This window comes from Rhodospirillaceae bacterium, assembly GCA_028819475.1.
GTDB lineage: Bacteria > Pseudomonadota > Alphaproteobacteria > Bin65 > Bin65 > Bin65.
This window is the reverse complement of record JAPPLJ010000016.1, coordinates 1-15,084: the sequence shown is the minus strand read 5'-3', so window position 1 is coordinate 15,084 and position 15,084 is coordinate 1. Positions and strand designations below refer to the sequence as shown.

Genomic DNA, 15,084 nt, shown 5'->3' with positions numbered 1-15,084 from the left:
CGGTAGCATCCGGATTGTCCGCAGCGCGGCTTTCAATCTGGAGAAACATCCGTGAAAAAGACAATCACGCTCGCCACCGTCGGAGCGCTCGCCCTCGCCGGCGCGGCAGGACAGGCCGCGGCGCGCGACCAGGTCCGCATCGTCGGGTCGTCGACGGTCTACCCGTTCGCGACCGTCGTCGCCGAACGCTTCGGCAAGAGCAGCAAGTTCAAGACGCCGGTCGTCGAAGCCACCGGCTCGGGCGGCGGCCTCAAGCTGTTCTGCGCCGGCCTGGGCGTGAAGTCGCCGGACATCACCAACGCGTCGCGCCGCATCAAGAAGAGCGAATACGACCGCTGCACGAGGAACGGCATCAAGGTCGCCGAGTTCAAGATCGGCTATGACGGCATCGTGCTGGCCAATTCGAAGAAGACCAGGCGGATCGAACTGAGCCGCCGCGACATCTTCCTGGCGCTCGCCAAGCTGGTCCCCGAAGGCCAAAGGGACGGCGGCAAGCTGGTGCCGAACCCGAACAGGACCTGGAAGGACGTCAACCCGGCGTTGCCGAATGTCGCCATCAGGGTTCTCGGTCCGCCGCCGACCTCCGGCACCCGCGACGCCTTCAACGAACTCGCCATGGAGGGCGGCTGCAGGACCTTCGAGAGCCTGAAGGCGGTGAAGAAGGTGGACAAGAAGCGGTACAAGGGCGTCTGCCGCGGCATCCGCGAAGACGGCGCCTGGGTCGAGGCCGGCGAGAACGACAATCTGATCGTCCAGAAGCTGGAGGCCGATCCGAACGCGCTGGGCGTCTTCGGCTTCTCCTTCCTCGACCAGAACGGCGACAAGGTCCAGGGTTCGATCGTCGACGGCGTCCCGCCGACCTTCGAGAACATTTCCGCGCAGAAATACCCGGTCAGCCGCTCGCTGTTCTTCTATGTCAAGAAGAACCATGTCGGCCAGATTCCGGGTATCCAGGAATATGTCCGCGCCTTCATGAACCGGAAGGCGATCGGCAAGCGCGGCTACCTGATCGGCAAGGGCCTGATCCCGCTGCCGCGGGCCGAAATGAGAGACTTTATCTCGGCCGGAAAATCCCTGCCCGACCTGACGATGTAGAAGGCCCGGTTCATTATTTTTTTGACGATGTGACGATCGAAACGGCACGCGCGGCCGGCGGGGAAACGGACCCGGAAGGTTCGCAGCGGTTGCCGTATTCGTGCGGCGGAGAAGGATGAACTACGGCGCGATCCTGGCGGCCTTGCTGGCGCTGACGGTGCTCGGCTTCTATCTGGGCCGGGGCCGCGCCCGGGCCGCCGCCGGGCGCGGACAGTCCCGGCTGCATTCGCTGCCCGGATATTACGGCGCCCATGTCGCCATCTGGATGGCTCTGCCCGCCTTCACCCTGTTCGTGTTCTGGATTTCGTTCCAGGGCGCGATTGTCGAGGGCATCGTCTGGAACGGCCTGCCCGACAGGGTGACCGTGCTGGGCGAGACGAAGCCCAGGGATGCGCTGCCGGCCGAACAGAAGCAGTTCCTGATCAACAATATCCGCAACTACGCCACCGGCGACGTGGTGAGCGGGGACGTCACCGCCCTGATGAAACAGGGTGCGGCGCACTATCTGCGGCTGGAAGCCCTGTCCTCGTGGATCCTGGCGGCCGCCATGGCGATCCTGGCGGCGGTCGGGCTGCTGCTGACCTACCGGAGCATCGCCCCGGCGATGCGCGCCCGCGTCCGGGTGGAACGGGTTGCGCTGCTGCTGCTGATGGTCGCGTCCACCATCGCGATCCTGACGACCGTCGGCATCGTTCTTTCCCTGCTGTTCGAGGCGCTGGCCTTCTTTACCAAGGTCTCGCCGGTCGATTTCCTGTTCGGGCTGGAATGGAGCCCGCAGACCGCGATCCGCGAGGACCAGGTCGGCGCATCCGGCGCGTTCGGCGCGATTCCGGTCTTTGCCGGCACGATGCTGATCACGGTGATCGCGATGATCGTGGCCGTCCCTGTCGGCCTGTTTGCGGCGATCTACCTGTCGGAATACGCCTCGCGCCGGGTCCGGGCGGCGGTGAAGCCGGTTCTGGAGGTGCTGGCCGGCATCCCGACGGTGGTCTACGGTTTCTTCGCCGCGCTCACCGTGGCGCCGATGATCCGCGATGCCGGCGCGGCGGTCGGCCTGTCGGTCGCCTCGGAGAGCGCGCTCGCCGCCGGCATGATCATGGGCATCATGATCATCCCGTTCGTCAGTTCGCTGTCGGACGACATCATCAACGCGGTGCCCCAGGCCCTGCGCGACGGCTCCTACGGGCTGGGCGCGACCCGCTCGGAAACGATCCGTCAGGTGGTGCTGCCGGCGGCCCTGCCGGGAATCGTCGGCGCCGTGCTGCTCGCCGTATCCCGCGCCATCGGCGAGACGATGATCGTCGTGATGGCGGCCGGCCTGTCGGCCAGGCTGACCGTCAATCCCTTCGACGCGGTGACCACGGTGACCGTGCAGATCGTCACCAACCTGACCGGCGACCCGGAATTCGACAGCCCCAAGACCCTGTCGGCCTTCGCCCTCGGCCTGGCGCTGTTCCTGGTCACCCTGTGCCTCAACGTCATCGCCCTCAAAGTGGTCCAGAAATACCGCGAAAAATATGACTGATCCTGCCGACAGCGTGCTGATCGAGGGCCAGAAGGAGAAGGTCCGGCAGGGCCTGAGCCGGCGTCTGCGCGCCGAGCGGCGCTTCCGGGCCTATGGCGTCGTCGCGATCGTGCTCGCCATCCTGATGCTGCTGTTCCTGGCCGGCACCATCGCGGCGAACGGCTATTCGGCCTTTTACCAGACCTGGATCAAGGTCGATGTCTTCCTCGACGCGGAACTGATTGCGCCCGACGGCAAGACCGATCCGCAGACGCTGCGCGACGACGGCGACTTCCGCGGCGCGCTGATCGAATCGCTGGTCGCCAGCTACCGGGTGCGCGGGCGCGAGAAGGAAAACCGGCTCGTCGCCATGTTCAGCACCGACGCCGAGCGGACCCTGCAACGCAATGTCATCGCGAACCCGCAGCTGATCGGCAGGACCGTCTCAATCTGGGTCAAGGCGTCTTCCGACATCGATCAGTTGACCAAGGGCGCGATCCGCCGCGAGCTGCCCGAATCGGGGCGGAAGGTGAAGGACCTGCAACTCGGCTGGTACGACCGGATGGAACAGGAAGGCCGGATCGAGACGCGCTTCAATACCGGCTTCTTTTCCACCGGCGATTCGCGCGAACCGGAGCAGGCCGGCATCTGGGGCGCGATCGTCGGTTCCTTCCTGACCATGCTCGTGACCCTGATCCTGGCCTTCCCGGTCGGCCTCGCCGCAGCGGTCTACCTGGAAGAGTTCGCACCGAAGAACCGGCTAACCGACCTGATCGAGGTCAACATCAACAATCTGGCGGCGGTGCCGTCGATCGTGTTCGGCCTGCTCGGCCTGGCCGTGTTCCTGAACTTTTTCGAACTGCCGCGCTCCGCGCCGCTGGTCGGCGGCATGGTGCTGGCGCTGATGACGCTGCCGACCATCATCATCGCGGCCCGCGCCTCGCTCCTGGCGGTGCCGCCGTCAGTGCGCGAAGCCGCGCTCGGCCTCGGCGCGTCGCGGGTGCAGGTGGTCTCCCACCATGTCCTGCCGCTGGCGATGCCGGGCATCCTGACCGGGACGATCATCGGCATGGCGCGGGCGCTGGGCGAAACCGCGCCGCTGCTGATGATCGGCATGGTCGCCTTCATCGTCGACATTCCCGGCGGGCCGACCGACGCGTCGACGGTGATGCCGGTGCAGATCTACCTGTGGGCCGACAGCCCCGAACGCGGCTTCGTCGAGAAGACGTCCGGCGCGGTTATCGTGCTGCTGGCCTTCCTGGTCGTTATGAACGCGTCGGCCGTGTATCTTCGCAAGAAATTCGAGCGCCGCTGGTGAGGAGCCGTCATGAACGAGAAATCGGTTGAGGATGTCGTGACCGCACCGCCGCCCGAGGCCGCGGAGGCGGAACCCGCCGGCGCCGACCGCAATCCGGTCAAGATGCGGACCCGCGGCGTCAACGTGCATTACGCCGAGAAGCACGCCCTGCGCGACGTGTCGCTCGATATCGGCGAGCGGGAGGTCACCGCGCTGATCGGGCCGTCGGGCTGCGGCAAGTCGACCTTCCTGCGCTGCCTGAACCGGATGAACGACACCATCGACATCTGCCGGGTCACCGGCCGGCTGGAGCTTGACGGCCAGGACATCTACGCCGACAGCGTGGATGTGGTGCAGTTGCGCGCCAGCATCGGCATGGTGTTCCAGAAACCGAACCCGTTTCCCAAGTCGATCTTCGACAACGTCGCCTACGGTCCGCGGGTCCACGGCCTTGTCGCGGACCGGGCCGGTCTCGAACAGCTTGTCGAGCAGAGCTTGCTCAAGGCCGGCCTGTTCGACGAGGTGAAGGACCGGCTCGGCGATCCCGGCACCAGCCTGTCCGGCGGCCAGCAGCAGCGCCTGTGCATCGCCCGGGCGATCGCCGTGGGCCCCGAAGTGATCCTGATGGACGAGCCCTGTTCCTCGCTCGACCCGATCGCGACGGCCCGGATCGAGGAGCTGATCGACGAATTGCGCCAGAACTACACGATCGTCATTGTCACCCATTCGATGCAGCAGGCGGCGCGGGTTTCGCAGAAAACCGCCTTCTTCCATCTGGGCGATCTGATCGAACAGGGCGAGACCCCGCAGATATTCACCAATCCCCGGGACGAGAAGACCCAGGGATACATCACCGGCCGGTTCGGCTAGGAAAGCGCGCCGGCGCCGCAGCGACAGGCAGACGGCAAGGCGGCCGGAAGGAAACCGCAATGGCATCGGAACATATCGTCAGCGCGTTCGACCAGGAATTGAACGAACTGAAGAACAAGGTGTCCGAAATGGGCGGCCTTGCCGAGGCGCAACTCGCCAATGCGCTGGAGGCGATGCAGCGCCGGGATACCGATCTGGCGGCGCGCACGGTCGAGAGCGACCGGCGGGTCGACGAGATGGAGCGCGAGATCGATGCCTTCGTCGTCCAGCTTCTGGCGCTGCGCCAGCCCATGGCGACCGACCTGCGCGAAATCATCGTCGCGCTCAAGATCGCCAGCGACCTCGAGCGGATTGCCGACTATGCGACCAACGTCGCGAAACGGACGATCACCCTGGCGCAGCATCCGCAGGTCCGCCCCGCCCACGCGATCCCGCGCATGGTCCGGCTCGCCCTGTCGATGATCAACGAGGTTCTCGATTCCTATTCGGACCGGGATACGCGGAAGGCGATCGCGGTCTGGCGCCGCGACGAGGAACTGGACGAAATGTATGTCAGCCTGTTCCGCGAACTGCTGACCTACATGATGGAGGATGCGCGCAGGATTTCCTCCTGTACCCATCTCCTGTTCATCGCCAAGAATATCGAACGGGTCGGCGATCACGCGACGAACATCGCCGAATCCATCTATTATCTGGTCGAGGGCCGCCCGCTGCTGCAATCGCGCCCGAAGGGCGGCGACGAGGAATACGACCAGGTCGAAGCGCCGACGGGCGAATAGCGCGGCGGCGCCCCGGGGAAGGCCGATGAAGCCCTACATCCTTGTCGTCGAAGACGAGGCGCCGCTGGTCACGCTGCTCCGCTACAATCTGGAAGAGGCGGGCTTCGAGGTCGATGACGCGCGGGATGGCGAGGATGCCCTGATCTCGGTCCGCGAACGCCGCCCGGACCTGATCGTCCTGGACTGGATGCTGCCGGCGGTCTCCGGTATCGAGGTGTGCCGCCAGCTGCGCCGGCGCCGCGAGACCCTCGACGTTCCGGTGATCATGCTGACCGCCAAATCGGAGGAAGCCGACCGCATCCGGGGCCTGGACAGCGGCGCCGACGACTATCTCACCAAGCCCTTCTCGCCCAGGGAGCTCGTCGCGCGGATTCGCGCCGTCATGCGCCGGACCCGGCCGGCCGTTTCGGCCGAGAACCTGAAATTCGCCGATATCGAGATGGATCTGATTGCCCACAGGGTGACGCGCGCCGGCAGGGCGACCCATCTGGGCCCGACCGAATTCCGCCTGCTGCGCCATTTCATGGAGCATCCGGGCCGGGTCTTCTCGCGCGAGCAGCTGCTCGATTCGGTCTGGGGCCACGATGTCTATGTCGAGCCGCGGACCGTGGACGTGCATATCCGGCGGTTGCGCAAGGCGCTCGATGTCGGCCGGGCGCCCGACGTCATCCGCACGGTCCGCTCCGCCGGTTACGCGATGGAGCTGCAGTAGCGCTCGATGGCGGCCGACGGAACACGGCGGCCTCGCCCCGGAGAGCGCGGCATGTCACCAGTCCGACGATTGGCGTTGCAATTCGATACGTTCTTGTTATATCCATTAAACGCAGCGATGGAACTATTGCGGACAGCGGCACGATGGAAGGCCTGCTCACCCCTGACACGATCAACATGGTGATCGGCATCGCCATCATCGCGTTCCTGTGGCGGTTGAGCCGCGAGATCGCCGATCTGCGCGAGCGCATGGCGAAGCTCGAAGGGCTTTTTGAAGGTTTCACCGGACGCACCGGCCGCCAGGCCGAAGATGCGTGATTTTACCTTTGCGGATCGATATTTCGGCGGACCGGCAGCCGCCGCCCGCTTCCTGTTTTCGTCGACAAGCGAGGCGGCGATTTTCGCCTAGGCCGGATCGGTAACCGCTTCTCCCGTCGCTTCCCGGCCGTCTTCGCGCTTGCGGCGGATGATGCCGCGCCGCTCCAGGCGTGCCAGCACCAGGATCAGGATGACCGCCGGCGCGCCCAGCACCGAGGCGTAGGCGAAGAACAGCACATAGCCCGCGGCATCGACGACGACGCCCGAAAAGCCGGCGACCAGCTTGCCCGGCAGCAGCATGATCGAGGTCAGCAGGGCATATTGCGTCGCCGTGTACTGGACGTTGGTGAGCGACGACAGATAGGCGATGAAAGCCGATCCGGCCATGCCGGCGGCGATGCTGTCGGCGCTGACGATCGCCGTGAGCAGCCAGAAGCTGTCGGTCTGGATCAGCGCCATGAAGCCGAACAGCAGATTGGTCGCGATCACGGCGAGCGCCGCTGTCATCAGCGCCGGCAGAACGCCGATCCGGGCCACGACGAAGCCGCCGAACAGGGCGCCGCCGATCGCCGCGAACAGGCCGAACAGCTTGGTGGCGTTGGCGATGTCGGTCTTGGAAAAGCCGAGGTCGATATAGAAGGGCCCCGCCATGACGCCGAGCGTGATGTCGGACAGGCGGTAGACCGCGATCAGCAGCAGGATCAGCAGGGTCCAGCTGCCGTTGCGGGTGAAGAATTCGGTGAACGGCCCGATCACGGCGGTGCTGAACCAGGTCGCGATCCGGGTAAGGGCGGTCTGCCGGCCGCCGCGCAGGCCGGCGGCCGCCTGGAGTCTGGCCAGCAGCTCGTCGGTCGCCCCGGTGCGGGCCGCCACGGGCTCCGGCCGGATCAGGATGGTGACGACGCCGATGAGCATGAAGGCGGCCATGGCGGCGTAGGCCGTGCCCCAGTCGATGAATTCCGCCAGATAGAGCGCCAGCGCGCCGCCGACGATCTTGACTGCCAGCATGTAGCCGGCCTGGTAGGCGCCGGCGGTCGCGCCCTGCATGTGGTCGGGGGCGCTCTCGATGCGGAATGCGTCGAGCGCAATGTCCTGGGTCGCGCTGCTGAACGCGACGATGAAGGCGAACAGCGCCATCTGCCACAGGTCGCTCTTCGGATCGGTGAGCGCCATGCCGATCAGGCCGGCGATCACGCCGGCTATGGCCAGCAGGACCCAGCTCCGGCGCCGGCCGAGCCGGGAGAGCGGCCCGGGAAGCAGCAACCGGTCGACCAGCGGCGACCACAGGAACTTGAAGCCGTAGGTCAGCGCGACCCAGCTGAAGAAGCCGATGGCGGTGCGGCTGACGCCGACGTCGCGCAGCCAGACCGACAGCGTGGTAAACACCAGGATGAGCGGCAGCCCGGCCGAGATGCCCATGAAGAACATGGCGATGACCCGCGGGTCGCGATAGGCGGCGAGCGCCTGCCGCCATGTCGGCGCGGTTTTTTCCGCCGCGTTTGTCATGTCCCGTTCCTTGACGGCCCGTTCGTCCCGGTGCGGGCCTGCTTCCGGCAGCAGCCGGCAAGCGTCAACCCAACTTTTGCGTTACCAGTTCCCTGAGCGCCACAGCCGGCCGGGCGCCGATATGGCTGATGATTTCGGCCGCGCACAGGCCGCCGGTCCGGGCGCACTCGGCAAGGCTGGCGCCGCGGCTGAGGCCGTGCAGGAAGCCAGCGGCGTACAGGTCGCCCGCGCCGGTGGTATCGACCACGGCGGCGACCGGCTCGGCGGCAACCTCGAAGGCATCGGCGCCGGAGACGACGACCGAGCCTTTCTCGCTCCGGGTCAGCGCCGCGATGGCGCATTTGCCGCGCACCGCGTCCAGCGCGCCGGCGAAATCGCGCGTTTCATACAGCGAGACGATCTCTTCCTCGTTGGCGAACAGGATATCGATATGGCCGTCGACAAGATCGCGGATTTCCGCCCGGTGCCGCTCGACGCAGAAGGCATCGGAAAGCGACAGCGCGACCTTGCGCCCGGCGGCGTGGGCCGCCTCGGCCGCCTTGTAGAAGGCCGCCCGGGCGGGCGGCGGATCGAACAGATAGCCTTCCAGATAGACGATCCCGGAGTTGCGGACGACGGCGTCGTCGACGTCCTCCGGTTCGAACTGCGCCGACGCGCCGAGACAGGTCTGCATGGTGCGCTCGGCGTCCGGCGTCACCAGGATCAGGCAGCGTCCGGTCGCGTCGCCATTGCGCGCCGGCGGAGTCCGGTAGCCGACGCCGATGGCCCGGATGTCGTGGGTGAAAACCGCGCCGAGCTGGTCGTCGCGCACCCGGCCGAAAAAGGCCGGCCGGCCGCCGAGCGAGGCGATCCCTGCCATGGTGTTGGCCGCCGAGCCGCCGGACATTTCCGTTGCCGGACCCATGGCGGCATAAAGCGTTTCGGTCGCTGCCGTATCCGCCAGCGTCATGCCGCCCTTGCGCAGACCGTGCCGTGCGATGAAGGCGTCGTCGGCCGGGGCGATCACGTCGACGATGGCGTTGCCGAGGCCGACAACGTCGAAAGCGGCGTCGCTCATGGGGAATATGTCCGTTCCGGTGGAAATGTGCGGGCCCGTTCCCAAATGTAGCCCCAACTAAAGGCAGTATGCGGCGGCGGCAAGAGCGCCGGTCCCTGCGGCCGGCAGGCTGCGCGGCATTTCACGCGGGGCGGTATTTCACGCGGGGCGGTATTTCACGCGGGGCCGCATTTCGCGCAGGGAAGATTGCGGGAAGGGAAATGCCCATGGCGTCCAACGAAGCCGTTCAGACCGCCGGGTCGCTCGCCCGGGCCTTCGGCGCCCTGCTCAACCCGCGCATAAGCTGGGTCGTGCTGGTCAGTCTCCTGCTGACCGTGGCGGCGCTCGCCGTCCTGTGGGTTGTCGTGGCCTGGCTGCTCACCGGCTTCGAGATTTTCCGCTGGGGCTGGGCCAACTGGATCGTCGACACCTTCACCGGGCTGGCGATCTTCTTCGCCGTGCTGCTGGTCGCGCCGGCGGTCCTGCTGATGATCACCGGCTTCTTCCTGTCTTGGGTCGTCGCGGCGGTCGAGCGCCGGCACTATCCGCACCTGCCGCCCGCGCGGGACATTCCCCTGCGCGAGGATATCGTCGGCGTGCTGCGCTTCACAGGGCTGCTGCTTCTGCTCAACCTGCTCGTGCTGCCGCTCTACCTGCTGCTGCCCGGCCTGAACTTCCTGATTTCCTGGACCCTGAACGGCTATCTGGCCGGCCGGGAATATTACGACGTGGTAGCCATGCGCCGGCTGGAGAAGGCCGATCGCACGGCGCTGCGCCGCGCCAACGGCGGGCGCGTCTTCCGCACCGGATTCGTCATCGCCATGCTGATGACCGTGCCGGTGCTCAACCTGGTCATGCCCGTCGTCGCCGCCGCCTACATGACCCACACATTCCACGCCATCCGGGAACGGACGCCCTAGATCGTCTACCCCCTGGGCAGTTCCTGTTCGACCAGCGCGGCCCAGTAGCTGGCGCCGACCGGCAGGATCTCGTCGCTGAAGTCATAGTGCGGATTGTGCACCATGCAGCCGCCCTCCGCACCGACGCCGTTGCCGATCCACACATAGCTGCCCGGCCGGGCCTGGAGCATGAAGGCGAAATCCTCGGAGCCCATGACCGGCGGATCGTCGACCGCGACATTGGCCTCGCCGACCACCTTCGCGGCGGCGCACGCGGCCCTCTGCGTCTCTTCGGCCGTGTTGACCAGCACCGGATAGTTGCGCCGGTAGTCGAGGTCGGCGGTTATGCCGTGGGCCGCGGCGATGCCCGCGACCGTCTCCCGCATCCGCCGCTCGATCATGTCCCGCCCTTCCGGCGAGAGCGCCCGGCAGGTGCCGGAGAGCACGGCCTCGTCGGGGATCACATTGTCCGCCGTGCCGGCGTGGAACTGGGTGACGCTGACCACGACGCTGTCGAGCGGGTCGTTGGTGCGGCTGGCGATGGTCTGGAGGGCGCCGACCATCTGTGCGCCGACCACCACCGGATCGACGGCATGGTGCGGCATCGCGGCATGGCCGCCCCGGCCGTGGATGCGGATTTCGAACATGTCCGCCGAGGCCATCATCGCGCCGGTGCGCACGCCGATCCGGCCGCGCGCCATGCCGGGCCAGTTGTGCATGCCGTAGACCGCCGTGCAGGGGAATTTCTCGAACAGCCCCTCGTCCACCATGACCTTGCCGCCGACGCCGCCTTCCTCTGCCGGCTGGAAGATGAAATGCACGGTGCCGTCGAAATTCCGGGTCTCGGCCAGGTAGCGCGCCGCGCCGAGCAGCATGGTGATGTGGCCGTCATGGCCGCAGGCGTGCATCTTGCCGTCGTGCTTCGAGCGGTAGTCGAAGTCGTTCTTTTCGAGCAGGTTGAGGGCGTCGAGGTCGGCCCGCAGCCCGATGGTCCGGTCCGAGGCGCCGGCCTTCAGCCGGCCGACCACGCCGGTCCTCGCCAGCCCGCGATGCACATCGATGCCGAAGCTCTCCAGCCTGTCGGCGACGATATCGGCCGTCCGGTTCTCCTCGAAGGCGGTTTCCGGATGGGCATGGATGTCCCGGCGCCAGGCGGTCATGTCGTCGTGGAAATCGGCGATGCGGTTGATGACGGGCATGGGGCGTCGCTCCTCGGTTGTACGAACCCCTTCTTAGCGCGAATTGCATTCGGACAGAATCAATACTGTGACTCTGGAGGCAGCCGACTCAAGCGCATGCCGGTCCGTCATATCTACCGAGTGAAACGCATAAAGAGGTCTTACCACACGGCACTTCGGATCCTTGCACAACGCGGAATGATTTTCCGCTACGCAGCTCCGAGATCCGCTCCAGTCGATGTGGCGGTTAAGGGGAATAATACATTTTGGGAATTACATAGTTGCAATGAGCCGAGTTTTCGCCTTTGGAAGCTGGTTTATATGTCGATAAAACTCAGTTTCTGTAATTTCGGTTGCCCATTCTAATCGCACCCTAACACGAATTAAACTAAAATCGGACTCATTTTTCTCAAATTTGAGGTCAATAGCTTTCAGTTCTATAAGATGACTTAAATCACGAATATACGCTCTAAACGGAGATTTTAAGCCGCTGTATATTCTTCCTAAATTCTCATACAATTCGCGATATTCAATTTCCCTTCCGAGGTCGAGAAGTTTGTTTAATATCTCACATTGCCGACGCGCTAAAGCCCGCTTGCGAGTAGAACTCAAGCGATCATACATTTGTCCCATTACATCTCGGAAAAGGCTTTTCTGCAATTGCATTCGAATTTCACCTAACAATCGATTACATTGAATAGCAATTCCCCGAAGCCCAAATCTAAGAAATGGGGTGAGGTCATGGCCTCCTTGTCGTGATTCGCTTAAGCATAAAAGGTAAGTATTCTTTTCATCGTAATAATAATTTGACATTGAAACGAAAAGAGCATCTTTCAATCTCGCACGACGGAGAATAAGAGCTTCGAGTGCCCGTGCCGTTCTACCGTTCCCGTCAAGAAAAGGGTGCATCGCTCCGATGTGATAATGCACTGCTAATGCTTGAATTAAGGGATCGTGACCGAGGAACTCTTGGTTTACCGCTCCTACAAAACGTTTTATGGTCTCTTCACAAGTAGTCCCCCCTTCAACCCCTCGATGCCGCGGGCGACCGAAAGTCACATTCTGTCCAAATTCTCGTAACTGACCAGGAGGGCAATGATCATCGTCACACCCAGTAACAATCCGCCTATGTATTTCTCTTATTAGGCTCTCATCCAGTGGCCTGTCTGATTCTAGTGCTGCAATCCAGCGATAAGTGTAGATTGCAGCTCGTGCTTGTCGTTGGGATCGACTAAAGTGAGCGTCTGGAGTGTCGCTCGATACCGCCTCTTCAAACTCCCGATCAGTGAAGTCAGCGCCCTCAATGCGTGAGGTGCCAGCGACCTCTCGCTTTAATTCCATTTCTTGAAGGTTCTCCGCCCAAGATCGTTGGAACGGAATATTGGTGAGTGATAGGACGGCCGCCTTCGCCTCTGTCAGCTCATCGATTATCGCCACAGGATCGTAAGCGACCCAGCGATCAGGTATCTGATACTGTATGGTCATATTTTGAAAATATCGTCTTCATTTCCAATGTCAAGAGAAAAAATATCATTTAAGTCATTGAAAAAACTAAATTAATTTTTCATTTCCGACTCTCTCCTCAGATTCATTTCTTATTTGTTGCGCGATAATTGCCTGCTGGCTGTTCGTGCGCTAGTTCATCGTTCACCCGCTTGTCAGGCTTGTGATGGCGGTGACAGGCGCTGAGGGCTGCATGTAACCGTCACCTGCGAGCCGCTGGGACCGTCTGATGCCGCTCATCTAGCTGACCGAGCGGCTGATCGACCGCGCCTCACGGAGCGTCCCTCCATCTGCGGAGGAGGAGTTATCGCCACCAGCGGTCGAGAGCGAAAGGGCGGGCGTCATAATTTTCCCACACACCGCCGGCCCGAGCCGTTAATATCCGCGACATACGACTGGAAACACCGGGGCTGTCATGCGCCATTATCTCGATATCGATCTTGCGACCCGCACCGTCACATCCCGCGAGCTGAAAGGGCGGGAGTTCGCCGAGGCCGGTCGCTATTTCATCGCCAAGACCCTGCTGAAGGACGGCGTCGCCACGGTCGATCCGATGTCGCCGTACAACCCGCTGATCTTCTCCGCCGGCCCCTTCGCCGGCACGAACTTCTCGAACGCCAACCGGCTGTCGATCGGCTGCAAGAGCCCGCTGACCGGCGGGATCAAGGAATCCAACGCCGGCGGCACCTTCGCGCTCGCCATGGGCCATCTGCAGATCGCCGGCTTCACGCTGCACGGCGCGGCGGACAACTGGGTCGTCATCCATATCGACAAGGACGGCAATTTCAGCTGGGACACGGCCGAGCCCTACATGGGCAAGGGCAATATCGAGGCCGCCGCCCTGCTGCACGAGAAATACGGCCGGAAGACCAGCGTCGCCCTGTGCAGCCCGGTCGGAGAATATTGCGGCCTGCTCGCCGGCATCGCGGTGAGCGACGCCGAGAACCGCCCGGTGCGCATCGCGGCGCGCGGCGGCGTCGGCGCCGTCATGGGCCTCAAGAAGGTCAAGGCGATCGTCGTCGACAAGACCAAGATGCCGCCGCTGCACGACCGCCCGAAGGTGATGGGCGCGATCAAGCAATACGGCGCGATGTTGCGCGAGCAGCCGGCGGTCCAGAACATGTCGACCTACGGCACCGCCATGATGGCCGACTACACCAATGCCACCGGCGCCCTGCCGGTGCGCAATTTTAGCGCCGGCCAGATCGTCGATCCGAAGGAGGAGACCTTCGAGGCGGGCGGCGACTTTATCTACAACCAGAATGTCGAGCGCGGCGGCGACCCCTCCCACGCCTGCATGCCCGGCTGTCTGATCAAATGTTCCAACATCTATAACGACGCGGACGGCAACGAGGTCGTCTCACCGCTGGAATACGAGACCATCGGCCTGCTCGGCACCAACTGCGGCATCAAGGATCCGGACGATATCGCCCGGCTCAACTTCATCGCCAACGATCTCGGCATCGACACCATCGAGGTCGGCGCGATGCTGGCGATCCTGATGGATCACGGCGAGGCCGAATTTGGCGACGTCGCCTTCATGGAGCGGGCGCTGGAGGATATCCGCGTCGGCAACGAGCGCGGCCGCATCCTCGCCCAGGGCACCGCCCGGGTCGGCGCGCATTACGGCATCGAGCGGGTGCCGGTGATCAAGAAGCAGGCGATCAGCGCTTACGATCCGCGGGTCATCGAGGTGACCGGCGTCTCCATGATGCTGACTGCCCAGGGCGCCGACCACACCGCCGGCAACCTGCCGCACTACGACAGCGCCGGCAAGCCGATGAAGGACCTGGCCGAGCGCAGCTACCAGGTCCAGATCAACAGCGCGGTCGCCGATTCCCTCGGCCTGTGCGTGTTCGGCCGCACGGTGACCGACGTCAACCGCAAGTTGATCGCCGACGCGATCAACGATTCCTACAATATCGACATACCCCCGGACTTCATCGACGAGATCGGCATCGAGACGTTGAGGCTGGAGAAGGAATTCAACCGCCAGGCCGGCTTTACGGTCGAAGACGACGAACTGCCCGAATTCTTCCTCCACGAACCGCTCGCGCCGACCAACAAGACGGGCCGGCTGCACGCCGCCGAAGTCAACGCCGCGATGGACGAGGTCGTGGCGGCCTGGTAACCGTCGGCGCGAATTCGCTCGATCCTTTACCCGGTTCTTCCCCGCGTCAGCGGTTTCCTCTGCAAGAGGGGCGTCGCTCGAATCCCCCTCCCCTTGGGGGAGGGGCCAGGGGAGGGGTCGGCCGCCGCCGCACCGACGTCCGATCCCGGCGCCGCGACAGGGTCCGCGGACCCCTCCCCCTAACCCCCTCCCCCAAGGGGAGGGATTTCTCTGCGAAAGGGGATTCTCAACCTGTCCGTAGTGTGATTCTCTGGGTT

General features: G+C 64.1%; 13 protein-coding genes. 9 read left to right on the top strand and 4 right to left on the bottom strand.

Annotation, left to right across the window (positions count from 1 at the left end; genetic code table 11):
- Nucleotides 1-51: 51 nt before the first annotated feature.
- From OXM58_03460 to OXM58_03430, 7 genes are all read left to right on the top strand, one after another.
- Nucleotides 52-1,095 carry a PstS family phosphate ABC transporter substrate-binding protein gene (locus tag OXM58_03460; GenBank protein MDE0147406.1) on the top strand — a complete coding sequence of 348 codons (1,044 nt, stop codon included), beginning with the start codon at nt 52-54 and terminating at the stop codon, nt 1,093-1,095.
- Nucleotides 1,096-1,210: 115 nt separating this feature from the next.
- Nucleotides 1,211-2,620: a phosphate ABC transporter permease subunit PstC gene (gene pstC / locus OXM58_03455; GenBank protein MDE0147405.1), complete on the top strand. Its 1,410-nt coding sequence runs from the start codon at nt 1,211-1,213 to the stop codon at nt 2,618-2,620.
- Nucleotides 2,613-3,917: a phosphate ABC transporter permease PstA gene (gene pstA / locus OXM58_03450; protein ID MDE0147404.1), complete on the top strand. Its 1,305-nt coding sequence runs from the start codon at nt 2,613-2,615 to the stop codon at nt 3,915-3,917. Before pstC ends, pstA begins: the two co-directional genes overlap by 8 nt.
- Nucleotides 3,918-4,019: 102 nt before the next feature.
- Entirely contained in the window at nt 4,020-4,766 is a 747-nt protein-coding gene (gene pstB / locus OXM58_03445) for a phosphate ABC transporter ATP-binding protein PstB (GenBank protein ID MDE0147403.1), read from the top strand.
- A 59-nt stretch (nt 4,767-4,825) separates the two neighbouring features.
- The gene (phoU, locus tag OXM58_03440) at nt 4,826-5,545 is read left to right on the top strand and encodes a phosphate signaling complex protein PhoU (GenBank protein ID MDE0147402.1); all 720 of its coding nucleotides are present in this window, start codon (nt 4,826-4,828) and stop codon (nt 5,543-5,545) included.
- 25 nt (nt 5,546-5,570) lie between these two features.
- A complete protein-coding gene (gene phoB, locus OXM58_03435) occupies nt 5,571-6,257 on the top strand; it encodes a phosphate regulon transcriptional regulator PhoB (GenBank protein MDE0147401.1) in 687 nt (228 codons plus the stop codon).
- A 143-nt stretch (nt 6,258-6,400) separates the two neighbouring features.
- Complete coding sequence (locus OXM58_03430) at nt 6,401-6,574, top strand: hypothetical protein (protein MDE0147400.1); 174 nt, start codon at nt 6,401-6,403, stop codon at nt 6,572-6,574.
- Between the two features lie 87 nt (nt 6,575-6,661).
- Here OXM58_03430 and OXM58_03425 read toward each other — a convergent pair whose 3' ends face one another.
- Nucleotides 6,662-8,080, bottom strand: a complete 1,419-nt coding sequence (locus tag OXM58_03425; GenBank protein MDE0147399.1) for an MFS transporter — start codon at nt 8,078-8,080, stop codon at nt 6,662-6,664.
- A 64-nt stretch (nt 8,081-8,144) separates the two neighbouring features.
- On the bottom strand, nt 8,145-9,137 hold the full coding sequence (locus OXM58_03420; GenBank protein MDE0147398.1) for an adenosine kinase: 993 nt from the start codon (nt 9,135-9,137) through the stop codon (nt 8,145-8,147).
- A gap of 206 nt (nt 9,138-9,343) precedes the next feature.
- Here OXM58_03420 and OXM58_03415 point away from each other — a divergent pair, with 206 nt between their 5' ends.
- Nucleotides 9,344-10,036, top strand: a complete 693-nt coding sequence (locus OXM58_03415) for an EI24 domain-containing protein (GenBank protein MDE0147397.1) — start codon at nt 9,344-9,346, stop codon at nt 10,034-10,036.
- Between the two features lie 5 nt (nt 10,037-10,041).
- Here OXM58_03415 and OXM58_03410 read toward each other — a convergent pair whose 3' ends face one another.
- Together OXM58_03410 and OXM58_03405 are read right to left on the bottom strand one after the other, a co-directional pair.
- On the bottom strand, nt 10,042-11,214 hold the full coding sequence (locus OXM58_03410) for a M20 family metallopeptidase (GenBank protein ID MDE0147396.1): 1,173 nt from the start codon (nt 11,212-11,214) through the stop codon (nt 10,042-10,044).
- Nucleotides 11,215-11,466: 252 nt separating this feature from the next.
- Nucleotides 11,467-12,678, bottom strand: a complete 1,212-nt coding sequence (locus tag OXM58_03405) for a Fic family protein (GenBank protein MDE0147395.1) — start codon at nt 12,676-12,678, stop codon at nt 11,467-11,469.
- Between the two features lie 433 nt (nt 12,679-13,111).
- Between OXM58_03405 and OXM58_03400 the strand changes: the two genes are divergently transcribed.
- A complete protein-coding gene (locus tag OXM58_03400; GenBank protein MDE0147394.1) occupies nt 13,112-14,827 on the top strand; it encodes an aldehyde ferredoxin oxidoreductase in 1,716 nt (571 codons plus the stop codon).
- Nucleotides 14,828-15,084 lie beyond the last annotated feature (257 nt).